The organism is Photorhabdus sp. RM96S (assembly GCF_042879335.1).
Classification (GTDB): Bacteria; Pseudomonadota; Gammaproteobacteria; order Enterobacterales; family Enterobacteriaceae; genus Photorhabdus; species Photorhabdus kayaii.
Window position 1 is genome coordinate 49,824 of the sequence record NZ_JBHFKT010000012.1, and the last position, 19,720, is coordinate 69,543.

Consider the following 19,720-nt stretch of genomic DNA (forward strand, 5'->3'; position numbering starts at 1 on the left):
TAATGAGCTTGTAAATAATAAAAACTAAAAATAACATCTTTCAAAGGGATTATAGTATGTTTCTAGATAAAGTTGAACAGCTTGTTATTCCACTAAATCAACAGCAAAAGGAAATTTATCTTGATCATATAAATAGAGAGGATACCTCAGCGTTCAATATAGGTGGTTATGTTGAGATTAAACAGTCTATTAATATAAAGAATCTCGAATGCGCCATAAAACACACTATCCAAGAACACGCTGTACTTCGATGCTTAATAGTTGATAAGTACTCAATGCCGCATCATGTTGATTCGGATGCGCTAAAAGGTACAGTTGAGTTTGCTCATATTGTTCAAGACCATCACTTTGAACTGTCTCATTTAGATCTTTCGGGTGAAGAAGAGGCGGAATCTAAAGCTTTGGCTATTGTTGAACGGATATTCTCTGAGCCATTTAGATTAGCACAGGATGTGCTTTATCGAGTCGGCTTAATTCAGTTGGCTGCAAATCGTTTCTGGCTATACTTTATTTCTCACCATATCATCATTGATGGTGTCGGTTATGCTAACTGGTTTCGAAGTATTTTCGACGCCTACCAGCAATTGGAACTGGGAAATACGCCTAAAGAAAACACGGGAGTACGGTTTCTCGATCTTGCGGCACAACCGTTACCGGAGAATTATAGTCAGCAACTCGCCAAAGCAGCTAAATACTGGAAAGAGTTGCTTCATCACTTGCCGGATGTGCCTTTCCAATGTAGGAAAGAAGGCTTTGGAACTGCTGATTCAAGAAAAAACAGCAGGCTTGTACACTTTATCAAACCTGATAGATATCAGTCATTTTTAACCAAGGCGAGTCAGTGCAATTTACCCATATCGCCACTTTTTATTACAGCTATTGCTTCTCTAGTAAACCGTATCAACCAAAGTGATGGGGTCCTTATCGGGACGCCTTTACATAATCGTACTACATCAGCTCAACGCAATATGGTTGGTTCGTTTATATCGATGCTACCGGTAATGTGCGTGCAAAATGAGCAGATGTCGGTGGCTGAATCAGTGGCAATGACAGCACGTACTATAAAAAGTGGCTACCGTTATCGCTCTTATCCTTCGAGTGCCTTATATAAGGATTTGTCTTTACGTGCTCAAGGTCGTGAACGTCTTTTTGATATTGTTTTTAACTATCAACAGATTGATTTTGATTTCAGTGCTAGTGGCTTGGATACGGAGACTCATTACCTTAGCCATGGACGTGAAGATATTCCTCTCACCATTATATTATGTGATTACGGTGACAAGCAAAGCACTCAGCTTCAACTAGATTATCGTCATGATTATTTCTCGTCACATCAGGCTGAACATTTATTGCAAAGCATTATGACTTTGGTTGAACAAATGGTTGCACAGCCTGAAGCGTTATTAACTTCACTTGATCTGGTGAGTAAAGACGTTGAACAGGCGTTATGGCATCTTAGTCAATCGGCTGTGCCAAGAGAAAAACCTGTCTGTCCGACCATCACATTAGTGCATGAGCAAATTGAGCAATATGCAAAACGGCATCCTGATGCCATTGCTATCGTGGATGGCGAACGACAAATGTCTTACGCCGCATTGAACGATAAAGCCAATCAGTTAGCTAACTATTTAATTGAGCAGGGGGTTCGGCCTGATAGCCGTGTTGCTATTTGCTTGCCGCGTTCGAGCGAGATGGTCGTGGCGATGTTGGCGACGCTGAAAGCCGGAGCTGCTTATGTACCTATGGACCCTGATTATCCCGATGCTCGTTTGCAGTTTATGCTGACCGATGCTGAACCTGTTGTTTGCATAACAGTGTCTTCCATTGCGTATCGATTCGCAGCATGCGAGATCACAACACTATTGCTGGATGATGCTCAGCTTAATGAACATTTGGCTTTGCGTTCTGTGGCAAACATATCTGCAAGCAATATTGGCTTACAGTTGGAACATCTGGCTTATGTGATTTATACCTCCGGCACAACGGGGCAGCCCAAAGGGGTGATGGTTGAACATAAACAGTTGAGTCATTTTATTGCACACATTACAGAGTTTTATAGACTGACTGAACATGATAAGTTTTTGCAGTTTTCTTCGGTCAGCTTCGATATTTCCGTGGAAGAATGTTTCGGCTCCTTATGTAACGGCAGCACTCTGGTGTTACGAGCTGATGATATTCATTACGATTTTGATGCATTTTGGGCATTTTGCCGACATCATGAAATTTCGGTGACCAGTTTACCTACCGCTTTTTGGCATCAACTGGTGAATTACAGTCGTCAACCTATTGATTCGTCACTACGTTTAGTGATCTTAGGCGGCGAAATGGTTAAATCGGTTAGTGCTCGCGAATGGTTCGAGCGTGGTCCTGCTATCGAACTTATCAACACATACGGCCCGACCGAAACAACCGTAACCGCGTCTGCTTACTGCATGACATCCTTGGCTGAGGTCACGGCGATGATCCCCATTGGTAAAGCTAATTATGGCACTCAGCTTTATATATTAGATACGAATTTAAAAAGTGTCCCCTTAGGGTTTCAGGGGGAATTATATATTGGTGGAACAGGTGTAACACGTGGCTATCTTAACCGTGAACAAGATAGCGCGAAGTATTTTGTGGCTAATCCTTTTGGTTCGGGGCGACTTTACCGCACGGGAGATATCGTACGTCAGTTACCCGATGGTAATTTAGAATTTATTGGGCGCAATGATAACCAAGTAAAAATAAACGGTTTTCGTATTGAACCGGAAGAAATCAGCAATCAATTAATGGATTATCCCGGCATTCATGAAGCGGTTGTTTATCCTCGACAGCTTGGCTCTGATGATCGACTGCAATTAATTGCTTACGTTGTTGCTGAAGGAACCATCAATATTAATGCCATTCGTCTGGCGATGAAGAACAAACTGGCTGATTACATGTTGCCTGTTGCCGTTGTGCAGTTAGAAAAATTACCCCTGACACAAAACGGCAAATTAGACTTTAAGCAATTGCCGCTACCACAAAAACAAGATTATAGTCAGCAGGAATTTGTTGCCCCTGAAGGCGAAGCTGAGCGGGTATTAGCACAACTGTGGCAGTCGCTATTAGCTTTAAATAAAGTCAGTCGCCATGACAACTTTTTTGCTCTGGGCGGTCACTCTTTATTAATTATGTCAATGCGAGCAGAGTTGGCTCAACGTGGTTATGAACTGCCTATGCGCACGATTTACCGAACTAACACGCTGGCAGAACTGGCATTACATTTATCTTGTGTCCGTAAGGATGAGGAAACGTTAACCCACCAAGAGGTGGCGGTTAACAAGCTTGCAGAGCATGTTGAACATATTACGCCTGATATGTTGGATATGGTGATTTTGAATGAAAAAGAGATCGCAGTTATTTGCCAACAAGTTGAGGGCGGCGCCAGTAACATACAAGATATTTACCCATTATCGCCGTTGCAGGAAGGCATTTTCTTTCACCATCGAATGAATGAACAGCATGATACTTATATCATTCCCATTCTGATAAAGTTTACTAATGAGCAAAAGCTGACCGCATTTCTACATACGCTTGATAAGATAGTGGCGCGTCATGATATTTTCCGCACCTCTATTCATTGGCATGATTTAACCACGCCAGTTCAGGTTGTTCATCGAACCGCTGCTGTTCCTTTACAATGGCAAGCTGTTGCTCCAGGTTTCTCAGCATTGGAAACGTTGGCGGAATTATCTGCTATTGAACACCACCATATGAAGCTGGATCGTGCGCCTATGATGCAAGCGATTGCGGCCAAAGATACGAAGACCGATGCGTGTTTTCTACTATTAAAGCAACATCATTTATTAAGTGATCATATTTCTGTCTTATTGCAAATTGCAGAAATGCACGCTTTGCTTGAAGATCCAAATGTATTATTGCCCACCCCGGTTCAATATCGTGAGTTTGTTGCTTATTCGTTAAGCGCTAATCAATCCAATAGCGGTGTTGATTACTTTAAAGCTAAACTGTCTGATGTTGCTGAAACCACCGCGCCTTTCGGGTTATTAGATGTTTATAACGACGGATTGAAAATAGAGACTGTCAGAGAATTGGTCGGTCCGCGTTTAGCGCAACAGATTATTGGCCTGTCTATTCAACACCGTATCAGCGCTGCGAATATTTTTTATTTGGCTTGGGCGTTGGTGGTTGCCAAATGCAGCGGTAAATCCGATGTTGTTTTTGGCTCCATGATGTCAGGACGACAGCAAGCTATTCGTGGTAGTGATCGTATTCTGGGCATGTTGATCAATTTGTTGCCTATACGCATCAATTTGGCGGATTTGTCGGTAAGCGAAGCATTAAAGCAGATTCATGATGAGCTCATTGAATTAGCTGACTATGAGCATTTTCCGCTTTCCGAGGCGTTGCGTTACAGCGCTTTGCCGGGTGGCACGCCCTTGTTTACCAGTTTGTTGAATTTCAGTCATAAAAGCGAATTAGCTGTTGCCAACCAAAGCCATCATTTTGAAATGATAGACACTAAAGAGTATACCAACTATCCGTTAGAAATGGGTGTTGAGCAACTCGATGATGATTTCATAATACAAGTTCATGTTGAGTCACAAGTCGGGGCGAATAATGTTCTGACGTATATAAGAACAGCATTGGAAGCGATTATTCATGCACTTGGTCAAGCTCCGCAAACACCATTGTTGACATTATCCATAACGCCTATTCGCGAACAGCAGCGGATTATTAATGAATTTAATAGTCCTGTCGTTGCTTATGATAAAACAGTGGCGATTCATCAACGCTTTGAACATCAGGTAGTAAAAACACCGGCGGCCATTGCGGCTGTATGTAATACAAATCGCATCACTTATGCTGAACTTAATCAGCGTGCTAATCAGCTAGCTCACTACTTGATAGCACAAGGCGTGGTACGCAATCATATTGTTGCTATCTATGCAGAACGTTCCATTGAGTTTGTCATTGCCATGCTTGGCATTATGAAAGCCGGCGCTGCTTACGTTCCTTTGGACCCCACTAATCCTCCTGAGCGTTTGTCGTATATGTTGGCTGACTCTGGGGTTAATGTGGTTTTAACGCAAAGCCATTTAAATGGGTTAACCTTCAATGGTCAGAAACGTTTTTGGTTGGATGTTGACTGGCCCTCATTGGATCATTACCCAAATACTCACCCGGAGATCGAGTGTTATCCTGATGATCTGGCTTATATGATTTATACTTCCGGTTCTACTGGCAAACCTAAAGGTGCGTTGGTGCACCATGCCGGGGCTTTGAATCATATTGATGCTGAATTTGATGTTCTCGGTTTTATGGGGAGTGATAACCAACTGTTATCACGTAACTTTCTACAAAGTGCAGCTTCTTCTTCCGATGTATCTGTGTGGCAATTTCTGGCGTCTTTGTTAAGTGGGGGCAAAACAGTCATTCTGCCTGATGCGATGGATTTGCCTGAATATGTTCGTGTGTTGCAAGACGAACAAATTCATCTGATTCAAACCGCTCCGTCCGTGTTGAAAATATTGTTAGAACACTTGCTTAGTCAGGGTGAGGCAGCAACGCCGTTGCCGGATCTGAAATGGTTAATGATTATTGCTGAACCTTGTCCTGTGCCTTTGGTTAATCGCTGGTTGCAATATTACCCTGAGATTCCGGTGATGAATGGTTACGGGCCTAGCGAAGCATCGGACGATATTACCTATTTTATTATTAACAAACCGCTAGAAGAGCGGGTTAAAAATATTCCTATAGGCAAGCCGTTGCCAAACCTGACCATGTATGTTCTGGATCAACATATGCAAATTCTGCCGACTCATGTTATTGGCGAATTATGTGTGTCCGGTGTTGGTGTGGGCAAAGGTTATTGGAATAAACCTGAAAAAACGGCAGAAAGTTTTAAAGATAATCCCTTCCACACCATGAACGGGCATGGGGCCCGGCTTTATCGCACCGGCGATTTAGGTTATTGGAACGCCAATGGCAATCTCGAACTCATCGGGCGTATTGATAATCAAGTAAAAGTTCGCGGTTTTCGTGTTGAACTGGGGGAAGTTGAGTCGGCTTTGGTGAAGTTACCCCAAGTGGCGGAAGCTGCGGTACTCGTTCATAAAGACAGAACGGGTGAAAATTGCCTGGTTGCTTATCTCGTATTAACTGCAAATGTTGCTCAGGTTGAGCAGATTATTAATAACATTAAGCAGGGATTAAGCCATCACTTACCGGATTATATGATCCCCGGCTACTATGAGATTCTGGATAAGATGCCATTGAATGCGGCGGATAAAATTAATCGCCATGCATTGCCGAAGCCTTGTTTAGTGAATCATCACGTTGAGTGGGTTGAACCTGCCAACAAGATCGAGCGAGCATTAGCCGGTATTTGGCAATCAGTACTCAATGTTAACCGGGTCAGTCGAAACGACAATTTTTTCTACCTCGGCGGCCACTCTTTATTGGTTATTCGGGTCATTTCAAAAATACGTGCAGAACTTGGACGGGAAATTGCCGTTAAAGCTATTTTTGATCATCCAACGCTTGCCGAGCTTGCGGTTATGCTTGAACAGCGGGCGGTGACGACAGTGGATTCGATTCCCAAACAGCCACGAACTGGTGAGTTACTGCCTCTGTCATTTGCGCAAGAACGCTTGTGGATTCTTAGCCAAATTGATCAAAGTAGTGCGGAATACAATATGCCGATTGCATTTGCTGTTGAGGGCGAATTTGATGTTGGCGTAGCTGAACTCGCACTTAATCAAATCATCGAGCGTCATGAAATATTACGTACGGTCTACATTAAGAAAGATGGCAAACCGTTCCAGAAAATTTTATCTGGGAGAAATCTGACGCTTAATTATATTGATTTAACCTGTATGCCTAAGGAGCAACAAAGTCAGCATGTAGCTGAATTAATGGAAAAAGACGCTAAACAAATTTTTGATCTAAGCCGTGATTTAATGATTCGAGCCACCTTTATTCAACGTCAAGTCAATAATGGCGTATTGCTATTTAATGCTCATCATATTGCGTCTGACGGCTGGTCTGAAGATATTCTTACCCATGAGTTTATTGCTTATTATGATGCTTTACGCAATGGGAATAATGTCGACATAAAGGAACTTGATATTCAATATGCTGATTTTGCAGTTTGGCAACGTGACAGGTTGCAAAGTGAGTATTTAGCGTCGCAGATCAGCTATTGGAAGCGGCAGTTGGATGAGATACCACCCGTACACGGTTTACCGCTGGACAGGCCGAGGCCGAAGGTGAGACAACATCAAGGTGCCGTGGTGACAGGCTCATTGCTGGAGGAGACGACGCAAGCACTTGTCAGTTTGGCCAGACAGCATCAACTGACTCCGTTCATGCTGTTCCATGCTGCATTGGCATTATTACTATCTCGTCACAGCAACAGCCATGACATTGTGATAGGTACGCCGGTGGCGAACCGTTTGCAGGCAGAGCTGGAAACGCTGATTGGCTTCTTTGTCAACACCTTGATATTACGCGTGGATACTCGGCACGCGATGCTTAGTGATTACCTTTCTCATGTCAAACAGGTGCATCTGGATGCTCAGGCCAATCAAGACGTGCCGTTTGAACAACTGGTTGAACAGTTACAAGTAACAAGGAGTACAGCATATACGCCATTGTTCCAAATCATGTTGACGACCGATACAGATTATGGACTGACTAGTGACGTTGGCGAGGTGACTTTCAGCCTGCCGGGAATGAAGCTGAATTCAATAGCTCCGAACCATATCCAAACCAAGTTTGATCTCAATATTGACTTGAGTATTAGTGAACATAGATTGCATTTGCACTGGGTCTATGACACCAGCGTGTTCAGTCATGAACATATTGAGCAGCTCAATGATCACCTGTCACGTTTACTGGTAGGGCTGGCCGAAGCGACGAAGGCCGATGACGATACACGGGTTTCGCTTGCCAGTTTGCCGATGCTGTCAAATGTGGAGATCGAGTACCTGCGGCATACTCTCAATGATACTTATGTAGAATATCCAAAGAACCAATGTATCCATGAGCTGTTTGAACAACAGGCCGAAGAAAACCCCGATAACATTGCGCTGGAGTGCGGTGATCGCCAATTGACTTACAGGCAGCTCAATGAAAAATCCAACCAGTTGGCGCACTATCTGTTGGAACACCACGCTATTGAACCGGATACGCTAGTCGGTTTATGCGTGGCGCGTTCACTGGAGATGGTAATTGGCATTTTGGCGATCCTCAAGGCGGGGGGAGCTTATGTGCCGCTGGACCCAAGATATCCTCAGGAACGTTTGGGTTACATGTTGGAAGATGCTCAGCTTGAGGTGGTGCTGATCCAATCACATCTGGAGCAGGTACTATCAGGCTTCAATGGTCATCGGGTGATATTAGATAACCTTGGCTGTGCGAATGGTCAAATCAGCACGGCATACCGCCACTACCCTACCACTAATCTGGATAAGCATTCATTGGCGTTGACTGCCGGTCATCTGGCCTATGTAATTTACACCTCAGGATCAACGGGTAAACCTAAAGGGGTGATGATTGAGCATAGTAATACAATTGCCATGCTCAGTTGGGCTTGTTCGCAATATACCAAGGAGGACATTGCTTGTGTTCTCATGTCAACGTCTCTGAACTTTGATTTATCAATATTTGAACTGTTTTTACCTTTAGTCTCGGGTACACGGGCGTGTATTGTTGAGGACATTCTGGTTCTACATCAAGGCATTGACCGCAAGGTGACTCTGATAAATACAGTACCTTCGGCAATGAACTCTCTGGTTGAACAAAATGCGATACCGAAGGGGACTCGGGTTATTAATTTGGCCGGCGAGGCGTTATCTGCAAATTTGGTCAATGCAATATATGAGAAAAATCAAGGTGTAACAGTTTATAACTTATATGGACCGTCAGAGGATACGACATATTCTACTTGGGCGAAATTGGATTCTCCCGTGCACACCACACCGGCTATTGGCAGGATTATTAGCAATAGTCAGGCTTATATTTTGGATAAAGAGCAGCAACTTGTGCCTTACGGCTCTACGGGGGAGCTTTATATCGGCGGCGCGGGCTTAGCCCGTGGTTATCTCAATCGTCCTGAACTCACGAAGGAACGCTTCGTTGCCAACCCATTGCATGATCTGACCAATATCAATAGTAGTGAGCGTTTGTATAGAACCGGCGATTTGGTGCGCTACCTGTCAGACGGTAATTTGGAGTTCGTTGGTCGTATTGATGATCAGGTGAAAATCCGTGGTTTCAGAATAGAGTTGGGTGAGATTGAGTATCAACTCAATCAGCAGGCCGGAGTGAACTCGTCTCTGGTGCTGGTCAAGACAACTTTGACAGGCGACAAACAACTGGTTGCCTATATCAAACAGGTATCGGATAAGCTGACGAATGAGAGGGAGCGTGCAGAGGAATGGCAGCAGGCTCAAACTCAGTTTATTCAGGGTATCAAATCTGCATTAGCCAAATCCTTGCCAGACTACATGATACCGTCAGTCATGGTGGTGGTTGAAGAATGGCCGTTGACGCCTAATGGCAAGATTGACCGTAAGAGGCTGCCTGAACTCAATACAGAGCATGATAAAAGCGATAATTTTATTGAACCGGTTGGTGAAACGGAAATCTCTTTGGCGGCAATTTGGCAAAGGGTACTGAATGTCAAACAAATATCGCGTAACGATAACTTTTTTGAACTAGGCGGTCACTCATTATTGGCAATCAAATTAGTCACGGAAATCAATGCTGCATTTGTCATTGAGCTTGGTGCTATGCAGGTTTTCCAGACACCTCTCTTGCATGAGCTTGCAGAATTAATCTGCAACCAGCAATTACAAGGACAAATCCAAAGTGAGCTTGAAACGGCAGGTGAAGAGGGGTGGTTATGATGGACATGTTTAAATTAGTTAAAGATGCTTATGAGCAGGGTGTATTGCTATTCAGTAAAGAGGGTAAGTTAGGGTTTAAGCTAAAAGGGGCTGACTTCCCTGATGAACTAAAAGCCAGGATTAAAGCACACAAAGCTGAGCTGATTGATTTTCTCGATAAAGGCAGAGTGGATATCCCTGGTAATGAAATGGTGATTGAACCGGCTCTTCGAACCCAAGAGTTGCCACTAAGTTCTTCACAGCAACGGATCTGGTTTATCGAGCAGTTTGGCGGTGGGAGTACCGCCTACAACATGGTGTCAGCCTATACGGTAAGTGGTGAATTTGAATTGGCGGCGGCGAATCTGGCCTTGCAAACCATCATAGATCGACACGAAGTGCTGCGTACTGTTTACCACAGCGATGAAAATGGAACCTGGCAGGTTATCAAGCCGGAGTGGTCATTCGAGATAGCCCAATCAGATATCCATGATATAGGCGAAGCCGGGCAAGAGGCGTGGGTTGAGCAGGCCATTCAGGATGAAATGACCTACCGATTTGATTTGGCTCAGGATGTGATGGTGCGTTGTCGCTATATCAGCACTTCGATGAAGCAGGGCGTACTGTTATTTAACATGCATCATATTGCTTCCGATGGTTGGTCGATGGGGATATTGGTTAAAGAGTTTGTGAGCTTGTATCAGGCTTATCGCCAAGGTCGGGCTAACCCGTTTAACCCGTTACCGGCGCTGGAGATTCAGTATGCCGATTATGCGGTCTGGCAGCGCAGCCCGGAGAGAGAAGCTCAGTTAGCGGCAGGGTTAGCATATTGGCAGCAACAGTTGTCGGATTTACCCCCAGTACACGGGATGCCTCTGGATTACGCGCGACCAACCCATCAAACCAGTCATGGCGGCAGTTATGAATTTAGCCTGAACAACGCGGTTAGCAGAGGGTTGCAGCAACTGGCGCTGGCGCAGGGTTGCACTCTTTTTATGGTATTGCATGCGGCGTTTACGGTACTGCTCGGTCGCCACGGCGGGCAACGGGATATTGTGGTAGGAACCCCAGTAGCTAACCGTTTGCAGATATCATTAACGCCGTTGATAGGCTGCTTTATGAATACGCTGGTGTTGCGCAGCGAGTGTGATCTCGAACAATCATTCATCGATTACCTAGGCTCGGTCCGGGAGATAAACCTGACTGCCCAGCGGCATCAAAATGTCCCATTTGAGTTATTAGTGGAGCGATTGCAGCCGGAACGCAGCACCAGTTATTCACCGTTATTCCAAATCATGTTTTCTATGAATACGAATGACCGTGTGGCATTGCAACTGGAAGGGGTAAGTTTGCAGCCGCGGCCAGAACAGACCCGCAATGCGATGTATGAATTGACGTTAGAGGCCCAGCAAACAGAGGAAGGTCTGACTTTTAGTTTCGAGTACAACACGGATTTGTTTGCAGAGGAGACAATAAAGCGGCTGGCGGCGCGTTTTACGACTTTGCTGATGGGCATAGTGGCCTCTCCGACCGAAAAGCTTGGTGATTTGGCGCTGTTGCCGCCGGAAGAGCAGGATTATCTGCTGCACAATTTGAACCAGACCGCAGCAGAGTATGACCGTAGCCAATGCATTCATGAGCGGATAGAAGCATTTGCTGAACGAACGCCGGATGCCATTGCGCTGATCTTTGGCAACCAACAGTTGACTTATGCTCAACTCAATGCTCGCGCTAATCAGTTAGCGCATCAATTAAGAGCTCAGGGCGTTTCAACGGGTGGACGAGTTGCGGTGTTGTTGCACAGAGGCATCGACATGGTTACCGCACTATTGGCAGTGATGAAAGCAGGCGCTGCGTATGTTCCGGTTGATCCCAGCTTTCCTGCCGACAGAGTGCGGTATATGCTGAGCGATGCGGAGCCACAATGTATTATAAGCAACCGCGAATGTGCACCTCGATTAGTCGGTTTTGCGGAACTCACCTGCTTACTGGATCACCTTGATCTTAGCCAATCACCCACCACAAATATTCCTAAACAGTCGATCAGTTTAGCCGCATCTGCTCTGGCCTACGTGATTTACACCTCGGGTTCTACGGGCAAGCCCAAAGGTGTTATGGTCAGCCACTCTGCGGTTAATAACTTCTTGATCTCAATGCAAGATAACTTGCAGTGTGTGGCACAGGACAATATTTTAGCCATCACGACGATTTCCTTTGATATTGCAGTGTTAGAGCTCTATCTGCCTTGGCTGTCTGGTGCCGCTTGTGTAGTGGCGGCGCAGCAGGATGTGACTGATCCCGCCAGGCTGATTGCGCTACTCGAACAACATAACATTTCGTTGTTACAAGCCACGCCAACAACGTGGAATATGTTGCTTGAATCGGGCTGGCAGGGGCGCTCGTCGTTAAAAATGATCAGTGGTGGCGAGGCTTTGCCATTAGCGACAGCAACGGCATTATTGAGCAAAGGCAACGCGCTCTGGAATATGTACGGACCGACGGAAACCACGGTTTGGTCAACCATTGAGAAACTGGACGCACAACGGCTTGAGCAGCAACTTGTTACTATCGGGTTACCGTTAAACAACACCACGATTTATTTACTTGATGAACAATTAAAGCCGGTGCCTTTTGGGGCGGTGGGAGAGTTATACATCGGCGGTGATGGGCTTGCTGAAGGCTATTTTAAACGAGCAGATCTGACTGCTGAGCGATTCATTAACCTGACATTCTCTGACGGTTTAACCGCTAAGGTTTATAAAACGGGTGATCTTGCCCGTTACACTACCGAGGGTTCACTTGTCTATCTGGGCAGAAATGATTACCAAGTGAAATTACGGGGCCATCGAATTGAACTTGGCGAAATTGAACAGGTTATTAACCTGTTTCCACAAATAACCCGTTCTGTTGTGGTTGCGCTAAACGATCAGCAAACACAACAGTATCTCGTGGGTTATGTGGTCGCCGAGCAACAAATTGATATTGATGCGCTACGTCAACATCTTGAACAGAAATTGCCAGCCTATATGTTGCCTAGGGCAATTATTCAGCTCGAAACATTGCCACTGACGTTAAATAACAAGATTGATCGCAAAGCGCTTCCGGCACCGCAAGACAGTGATATCGCGATTAAAGCCAGTACGCCACCTATCGGCGAGACAGAAGAAGCACTGGCAGCTATTTGGTGCGAAATGCTCGGTATTGAGCAAATAGGCCGGGATGACAACTTTTTTATGGCTGGAGGCCACTCATTAATTGCGACTAAGGTGATCACAAAGGTTAATGAGCAGTGTCAATGCCATTTACAGGTAAGAGATATCTTTGAGGCTGCAACAGTGGCTTTACTTGCAGAAAGAGTGCCTTATGCAGCGTCGGATAAGCGTTATCTGACGATTCCTATTATTGAACGCAAGACAAATTTATTACCGCAATCTTATGCTCAACAGCGGATCTGGTTTATTGAGCAGTTTGGCGGTGATAGCACCGCCTACAACATGGTGTCAACCTATACGGTAAGCGGTCAATTTGAACTGGCGGCCGCGAATCGGGCTCTGCAAACCATCATAGATCGGCACGAAGTGCTGCGTACTGTTTACCACAGCGATGAAAATGGAACCTGGCAGATTATCAAGCCGGAGTGGTCGTTTGGGATAGCTCAATCGGATATCAGTGATATAGGCAAAGCTGAGCAAGACGCACGGATTGAACAGGCCATTCAGCATGAAATGACCTACCGATTTGATTTGGCACAGGATGTGATGGTGCGTTGTCACTACATCATCACCTCGATGGAGCAAGGTGTGCTGTTATTTAACATGCATCATATCGCTTCTGATGGCTGGTCAATGGGGGTATTGGTTAAGGAATTTACGAGTTTGTACCGGGCTTATCGTCAAGGCCGAACTAACCCGTTACCGGCGCTGGAGATACAGTATGCCGATTATGCGGTCTGGCAACACAGTGCAGAAGGAGAATCTCAGTTAGCGGCAGGGTTAGAATATTGGCAGCAACAGTTGTCGGATTTACCCCCGGTACACGGAATGCCTCTGGATTACGCGCGACCAGCCAACCAAACCAGTCATGGCCGCAGTTATGAATTTAGTCTGGACAATGAGGTTAGCAAAGGGTTGCAGCAACTGGCGCTGACACAAGGGTGCACTCTTTTTATGGTGTTGCACGCGGCGTTTACGGTACTGCTCGGTCGTCACAGCGGGCAACGAGATATTGTGGTGGGAACCCCGATAGCTAACCGTTTGCAGACATCATTAACGCCGTTGATAGGCTGTTTTATCAATACGCTGGTATTGCGCAGCGAATGTGAGCTGGAGCGATCGTTTATCGATTACCTGAGATCGGTCCGGGAGATAAACCTGTCTGCCCAGCGGCATCAAAATGTCCCGTTTGAGTTATTAGTGGAGCGGTTGCAGCCGGAACGTAGCACCAGTTATTCACCGTTGTTCCAAATCATGTTTTCTATGAATACGAATGACAGTGTGGCGCTGCAATTGGAAGAGGTCAGTTTGTGTCCGAGGCCGGAGCAGACCCGCAATGCGATGTATGAGTTGACACTGGATGCTAGCCAGACAGAGGAAGGTCTGACTTTTAATTTCGAGTACAACACGGATTTGTTTGCAGAAGAGACAATAAAGCGGCTGGTGGTACGTTTTACGACCTTGTTGATGAGCATAGTGGCTTCTCCATCCGAAAAGCTTGGCAATTTGGATCTGTTGCCACCGGAAGAGCAGGATTACCTGCTGCATCGTTTGAACCAGACAGCAGTGGAGTATGACCGTAGCCAATGTATCCATGAGCGGATAGAAGCGTTTGCTGAACAAACGCCGGATGCCATTGCGTTGGTCTTTGGTGAACAACAGTTGACTTATGCACAACTTAATGCCAGAGCCAATCAGTTGGCACATTATTTGGTTGTTCAGGGCGCCAAACCGGATTCAATGATTGCGATATGTATTGAGCGAAGTATTGAGATGATTGTGTCGGTACTTGCCATCTTGAAATCGGGTAGTGCTTATTTACCGCTCGATCCTGCCTATCCGCAAGAAAGGCTTGCTTATATTATTGATGATGCACAGCCTTTGATGGTGATAACCAACAGCCATAACCAGAAATTATTGCCTGAAAACAGTCCATTTAGCATTGATGTGACGACAACCTCGTTTGCCGGGCTTTCAACCGATAATATTCCCGCCACTGAATTAAGTTTGTGTTCTACCCACTTGGCCTATGTTCTCTATACCTCAGGTTCTACGGGCATGCCGAAAGGTGTGATGATTGAACATCAGGCATTGGTGAATCTGGTGGTGGGGCTTGCGGATGCCTATCTTTATTCAAAGCAGGATCGGGTACTGCAATTTGCCGCCCTCAGTTTTGATATGTCTATCGAAGAGATATTTGGCGCCCTTGGTAATGGCAGTACTTTAGTCTTACGTGGCGAAGATTGGTTGATGGATGTCGCCACTTTCTGGCAAAGATGCCGGGAATACCAGATCAGCGCGGTGAATTTGCCAACCACGTTCTGGCACGAAGTAGTCAGTGAAGAGACGGTATTGGTCCCTGAGCATATTCGCCAAATCAGTGTCGGAGGCGAGCAGATTAAGCCGGATAAAGTGGTTGCATGGTACCGGCGACCGGGGCATTTACCCCGTTTAGTCAATGCCTATGGGCCAACGGAATACACGGTCAATACTTGCATTGCCTACGATTTTCAGGGAGACACCCTCAGTATTGGGCGGCCAATTCAAAATACGGCCATCTTCTTGTTGGACAAAAACCAACAGCTTGTGCCTTTTGGCGCTGTTGGGGAAATTTGTGTCGCGGGTGACGGCGTTGCGCGGGGCTATATCAACAAAGAGCAATTAACCCGTGAACGATTTATGGATAATCCTTTTACAAGCCGCTATCCAAAGCTCTATCGAACCGGCGACTTGGGACGTTACTCACTGGCCGGGGATATTCAATATTATGGGCGTGATGACCATCAGGTTAAGATCCGTGGATTCCGTATTGAGTTAGGGGAGATAGAAACAAGGTTGCGCAGCTTGCCGACAATTCGCGATGCGGTTGTCATTGCTCGGGAGGATGAACCGGCTCACAAGTATCTGGCGGCCTATATCACCCTTGATGGTCAGCAGAAAATTGCTGAGATCCGACACCTATTAAGTCAGCAATTACCGAGCTATATGGTCCCCGCCGCTTTTGTGGTGCTAGAGGAAATACCGCTTACCGCCAACCGTAAAGTGGATCGTAAAGCGCTCCCTAAACCAGATTTTGTTGCTCAGGGAGAAATTGAATATATCGCGCCGGCCACTGAACAGGAGACACTGCTAGCTGAAATTTGGCGAACACTGTTTGGATTGGTGCAAGTCAGTGCTGTTGCCAACTTCTTTGAGTTGGGTGGACACTCGTTGTTGAGCATGAAGATGCTATCCCATCTTAAAAAGCAGGGTTATCGATTGGATATTCGAGCCTTATTTGAATACCCGAAATTGCGGGATATGGCGAAACAACTACAGGCAATTGAGCAGGAATCACCGCTGTTAACAGCCCATGAAGCACTGGAAAGTAGGGTTTCCCTGTCAGAAACTGAGCGGGCCTTGATCGCATCTCAGTCGCCGGGAGGTGAGCAAAATATTGTTGGCATTTATCCTTTGGCGCCATTACAGGAAGGGATCTTGTTCCATCACATGATGTGTGAGCAATCTGACCTTTATGTGACGCCGATGCTGTATTCATTTCCGTCAAACACCGCGATGGAAAGCTTTATTGGCGCATTGGATAAAATAGTACAGCGGCATGATGCGCTGCGAACCGGAATTTTTTGGAAAGGCATTGATGAACCGGTGCAGGTTATCTACAAAGAGGCACCATTGCCGGTGGTTGACATCGATTTGAGGGATGATGTTGATATCCAGCAGCAGTTAGCGCAGTTTATGGAACCATCACAACAATGGATGGATGTTACTCAGGCACCGTTGGTCAGAGTAACCCGGTTTATCGACCGCCAGCAAAAACAGCGCTATGTCATGGTGCAGGAGCATCACCTGATAAGTGATCATGTGTCATTGGAGATTATTCAAGAAGAGTTGCTGGCTATCTTGGCAGGTGATGAAAAATCACTGCCGGCAGCGTTGAGTTATCGGGAGTTTGTCCTAAACGCTATCAGCCAAACCGACACGAAAGCGGCGCGGCAGTTTTTTACCGAGCAGTTGGCTGGGGTTGATGAAATCACGGCACCCTTTGGGATCACAAGTGGAATGGTTGACAATAACTTATTCACTGAAATCCAAGTTGGCTTGCCTGCGGATTTATCCGCACAGATTCGTCGGTCTTCTTCTGCCTGGCGGATAAGCCCAGCGCTTATTTTTCACATGGCATGGGCATTGGTTCTGGCAAAAACCAGCGGCACTAAAGATGTCATATTCGGTACTGTATTATCTGGTCGCTTGCAAGGGGTTGATCATGTTGAGCGAGTCGTTGGTTTATTCGTCAATACCTTGCCGCTGCGTGTTGATTTGAGTCAGTTGAGCGTTGATCAGTTAATGCAGGAAATGCAACAGAAACTGGTTAGCTTGCTACAATTCGAGCAAGTACCGACTGCGATTGCTGAACAGTGTAGCAAATTGGCCGGTTCTAGCCGTTTATTCGACAGTATCTTGAATTACCGTCACTCCGAAGTGAGTGGCGAGACAAGTGAGCTTAACCAGCTTTGGCAAAAAACCGGCATTGAGTTAGTTAATGTAAAAGAACGTACCAATTACCCGATTACCCTATCCATTGACGATTTTGGTGATGATTTTTCTGTTGCAGCCCAAATTGACAGTCGATTTGATGCTGAACGCTTGGTGGTGTATCTCATCAATGCTAGCAGGCAACTTGTTGCTGCTTTACAAAGTCAGGAACAGGTTGCCGCACTGTCACTCGACATCCTTGATGCTGAGGAACGAGCGTTCCTGCTGCATTCGTTAAATCAAACGGTATTACCGTATGACAACTCACTCACTCTGATTGATAGATTCGAAGCCCAAGTTAAGGCGACTCCCGATGAGATTGCGTTGAATTTTAATGGCGAGACGATGACGTACTGTGAGTTAAATCAACGAACCAATCAACTCGCGCAGTCTCTCCTGAACCGGGGGGCGAAAGTGAATACTCCCGTCGTGATGTTTATTGAACGCTCCTTCGAGATGGTCATCACTGTTATCGCCATCTTAAAAACGGGCGCCGGTTATGTGCCACTGGATACCTCATTACCGACAGAACGCTTAAACATCATTCTTAGTGATCTGTCTGACGAGATCTTAGTCACGACGTGCGCCTTGAATGATAGGATTGCGGTAAAACGCCAGAAAATGGTGTTATTGGATGACCCTTGCACAGCAGAGATACTGGACAAACAGCCAATCAGTAATTTGGCTATCGAATCCTCTTTGGATGACCTCGGTTATGTGCTCTATACCTCAGGTTCAACGGGTAAGCCTAAGGCGATTGAAATGCCACAGCGGGCGCTGAGCAATTTATTACAAGGTATTAGCCAGCTTGAACCCGCGCTTGCGGGGCCGAACCGTTGGTTACAATTCTCATCAATCGGTTTTGATCTCAGTTTTGAAGACATATTCATGCCGCTGTTGTCCGGGGGATCAGTACAGCTTATTGATAAATCGACTCAGTTGGATATTAGGCTGCTCGCGAAGCAAATCCAGCAGGCGCAACTTCAAGTTCTGAACTTACCTTATGTGGTATTGCAGAATTTGGCTGAATATAGCGGTGTCAATGGGCTACAGTTCCCTGAATTAAAGGTGATTGTTTCGAGCGCTGAAAGGCTCAAAATCACGGCGGCCATCAGACAATTTTTCACGACACATCGTCACTGTACGTTAGTGAACCACTATGGCCCGGCAGAGACTCATGTCGTAACGTCTAAGACATTACAGGGAGAACCTGCTTCATGGCCTGATTTGCCGACGATTGGCCGATCATTGCCTAACGTGGCTGGTTATATTTTGGATGAGTATTTGCAGCCTGTCCCGATGGGCGCCATCGGCGAACTGTATTTGGCAGGGGACTGTTTATCAAGAGGCTATTATCAGCAGCCCCAGCTTACCGCAGAGCGTTATCTTGATTGCGATTGGGTTTTTGGGAAACGAGTGTATCGAACCGGGGACTTAGCCAGCTTTCATCAAAACGGTGAAATCAACTACTTTGGCCGCAACGACCATCTGGTCAAGATCCGTGGGTTCAGAATTGAACTCGGTGATATCGAAGCCCAATTGAGTAAGTTCGATGGAATAACCGGAACCGTAGTCATTGCTATTGATACAGAAGCCGGTGATAAGCAGCTTATCGCTTATTTTATCGCGGCTAACCCATTGGATTTATCCGAAATTAAAACCTATTTATCGGCTAGCTTACCTGATTACATGTTGCCATCTGCGTATGTGCAGATGGCGGCTTTTCCGCTGAATACCAATGGCAAAGTGGATCGCAGCCGCCTTCCACAACCTGGAGCAGATAACTTTGTAAAAGCCAGATACATCGCGCCAGTGACTGAACTGGAACAAAGCGTTGCGAAAATTTGGCAGGGGTTGTTGCAGCAAGACAGGGTAAGCATGGCCGACAGCTTTTTTGATTTAGGTGGTCATTCCTTATTAGCTATGAAGCTAATTTCTCGCATTGAACAGGCATTTTCCGTTGGCGTACCGATTGCGATCGTGTTTGAGAGATCAAGATTAGAACAGTTATGTGATTGGCTTGAAAAAGAAATGGTTATTCAACGTAACAAGTCAATTGGGGCTGTAGTGGAAGAATATGAGGTAACCGAGTGGTGA

2 protein-coding genes are annotated in these 19,720 nt (G+C 45.8%); both read left to right on the plus strand.

What is annotated here, in order from left to right; genetic code table 11:
• Positions 1–56: 56 nt before the first annotated feature.
• Positions 57–9,899, plus strand: a complete 9,843-nt coding sequence (locus tag ACGF49_RS09425; RefSeq protein ID WP_387490688.1) for an amino acid adenylation domain-containing protein — start codon at positions 57–59, stop codon at positions 9,897–9,899.
• A complete protein-coding gene (locus tag ACGF49_RS09430) occupies positions 9,896–19,720 on the plus strand; it encodes an amino acid adenylation domain-containing protein (RefSeq protein WP_387490691.1) in 9,825 nt (3,274 codons plus the stop codon). The genes ACGF49_RS09425 and ACGF49_RS09430 overlap by 4 nt, the downstream gene beginning before the upstream one ends.

What these genes read in the sequence shown, in the direction of transcription:
- ACGF49_RS09425 (WP_387490688.1), top strand. Translation starts at nt 57, where the DNA reads ATGTTTCTAGATAAAGTTGAACAGCTTGTTATTCCACTAAATCAACAG.
- ACGF49_RS09430 (WP_387490691.1), top strand. Translation starts at nt 9,896, where the DNA reads ATGATGGACATGTTTAAATTAGTTAAAGATGCTTATGAGCAGGGTGTA.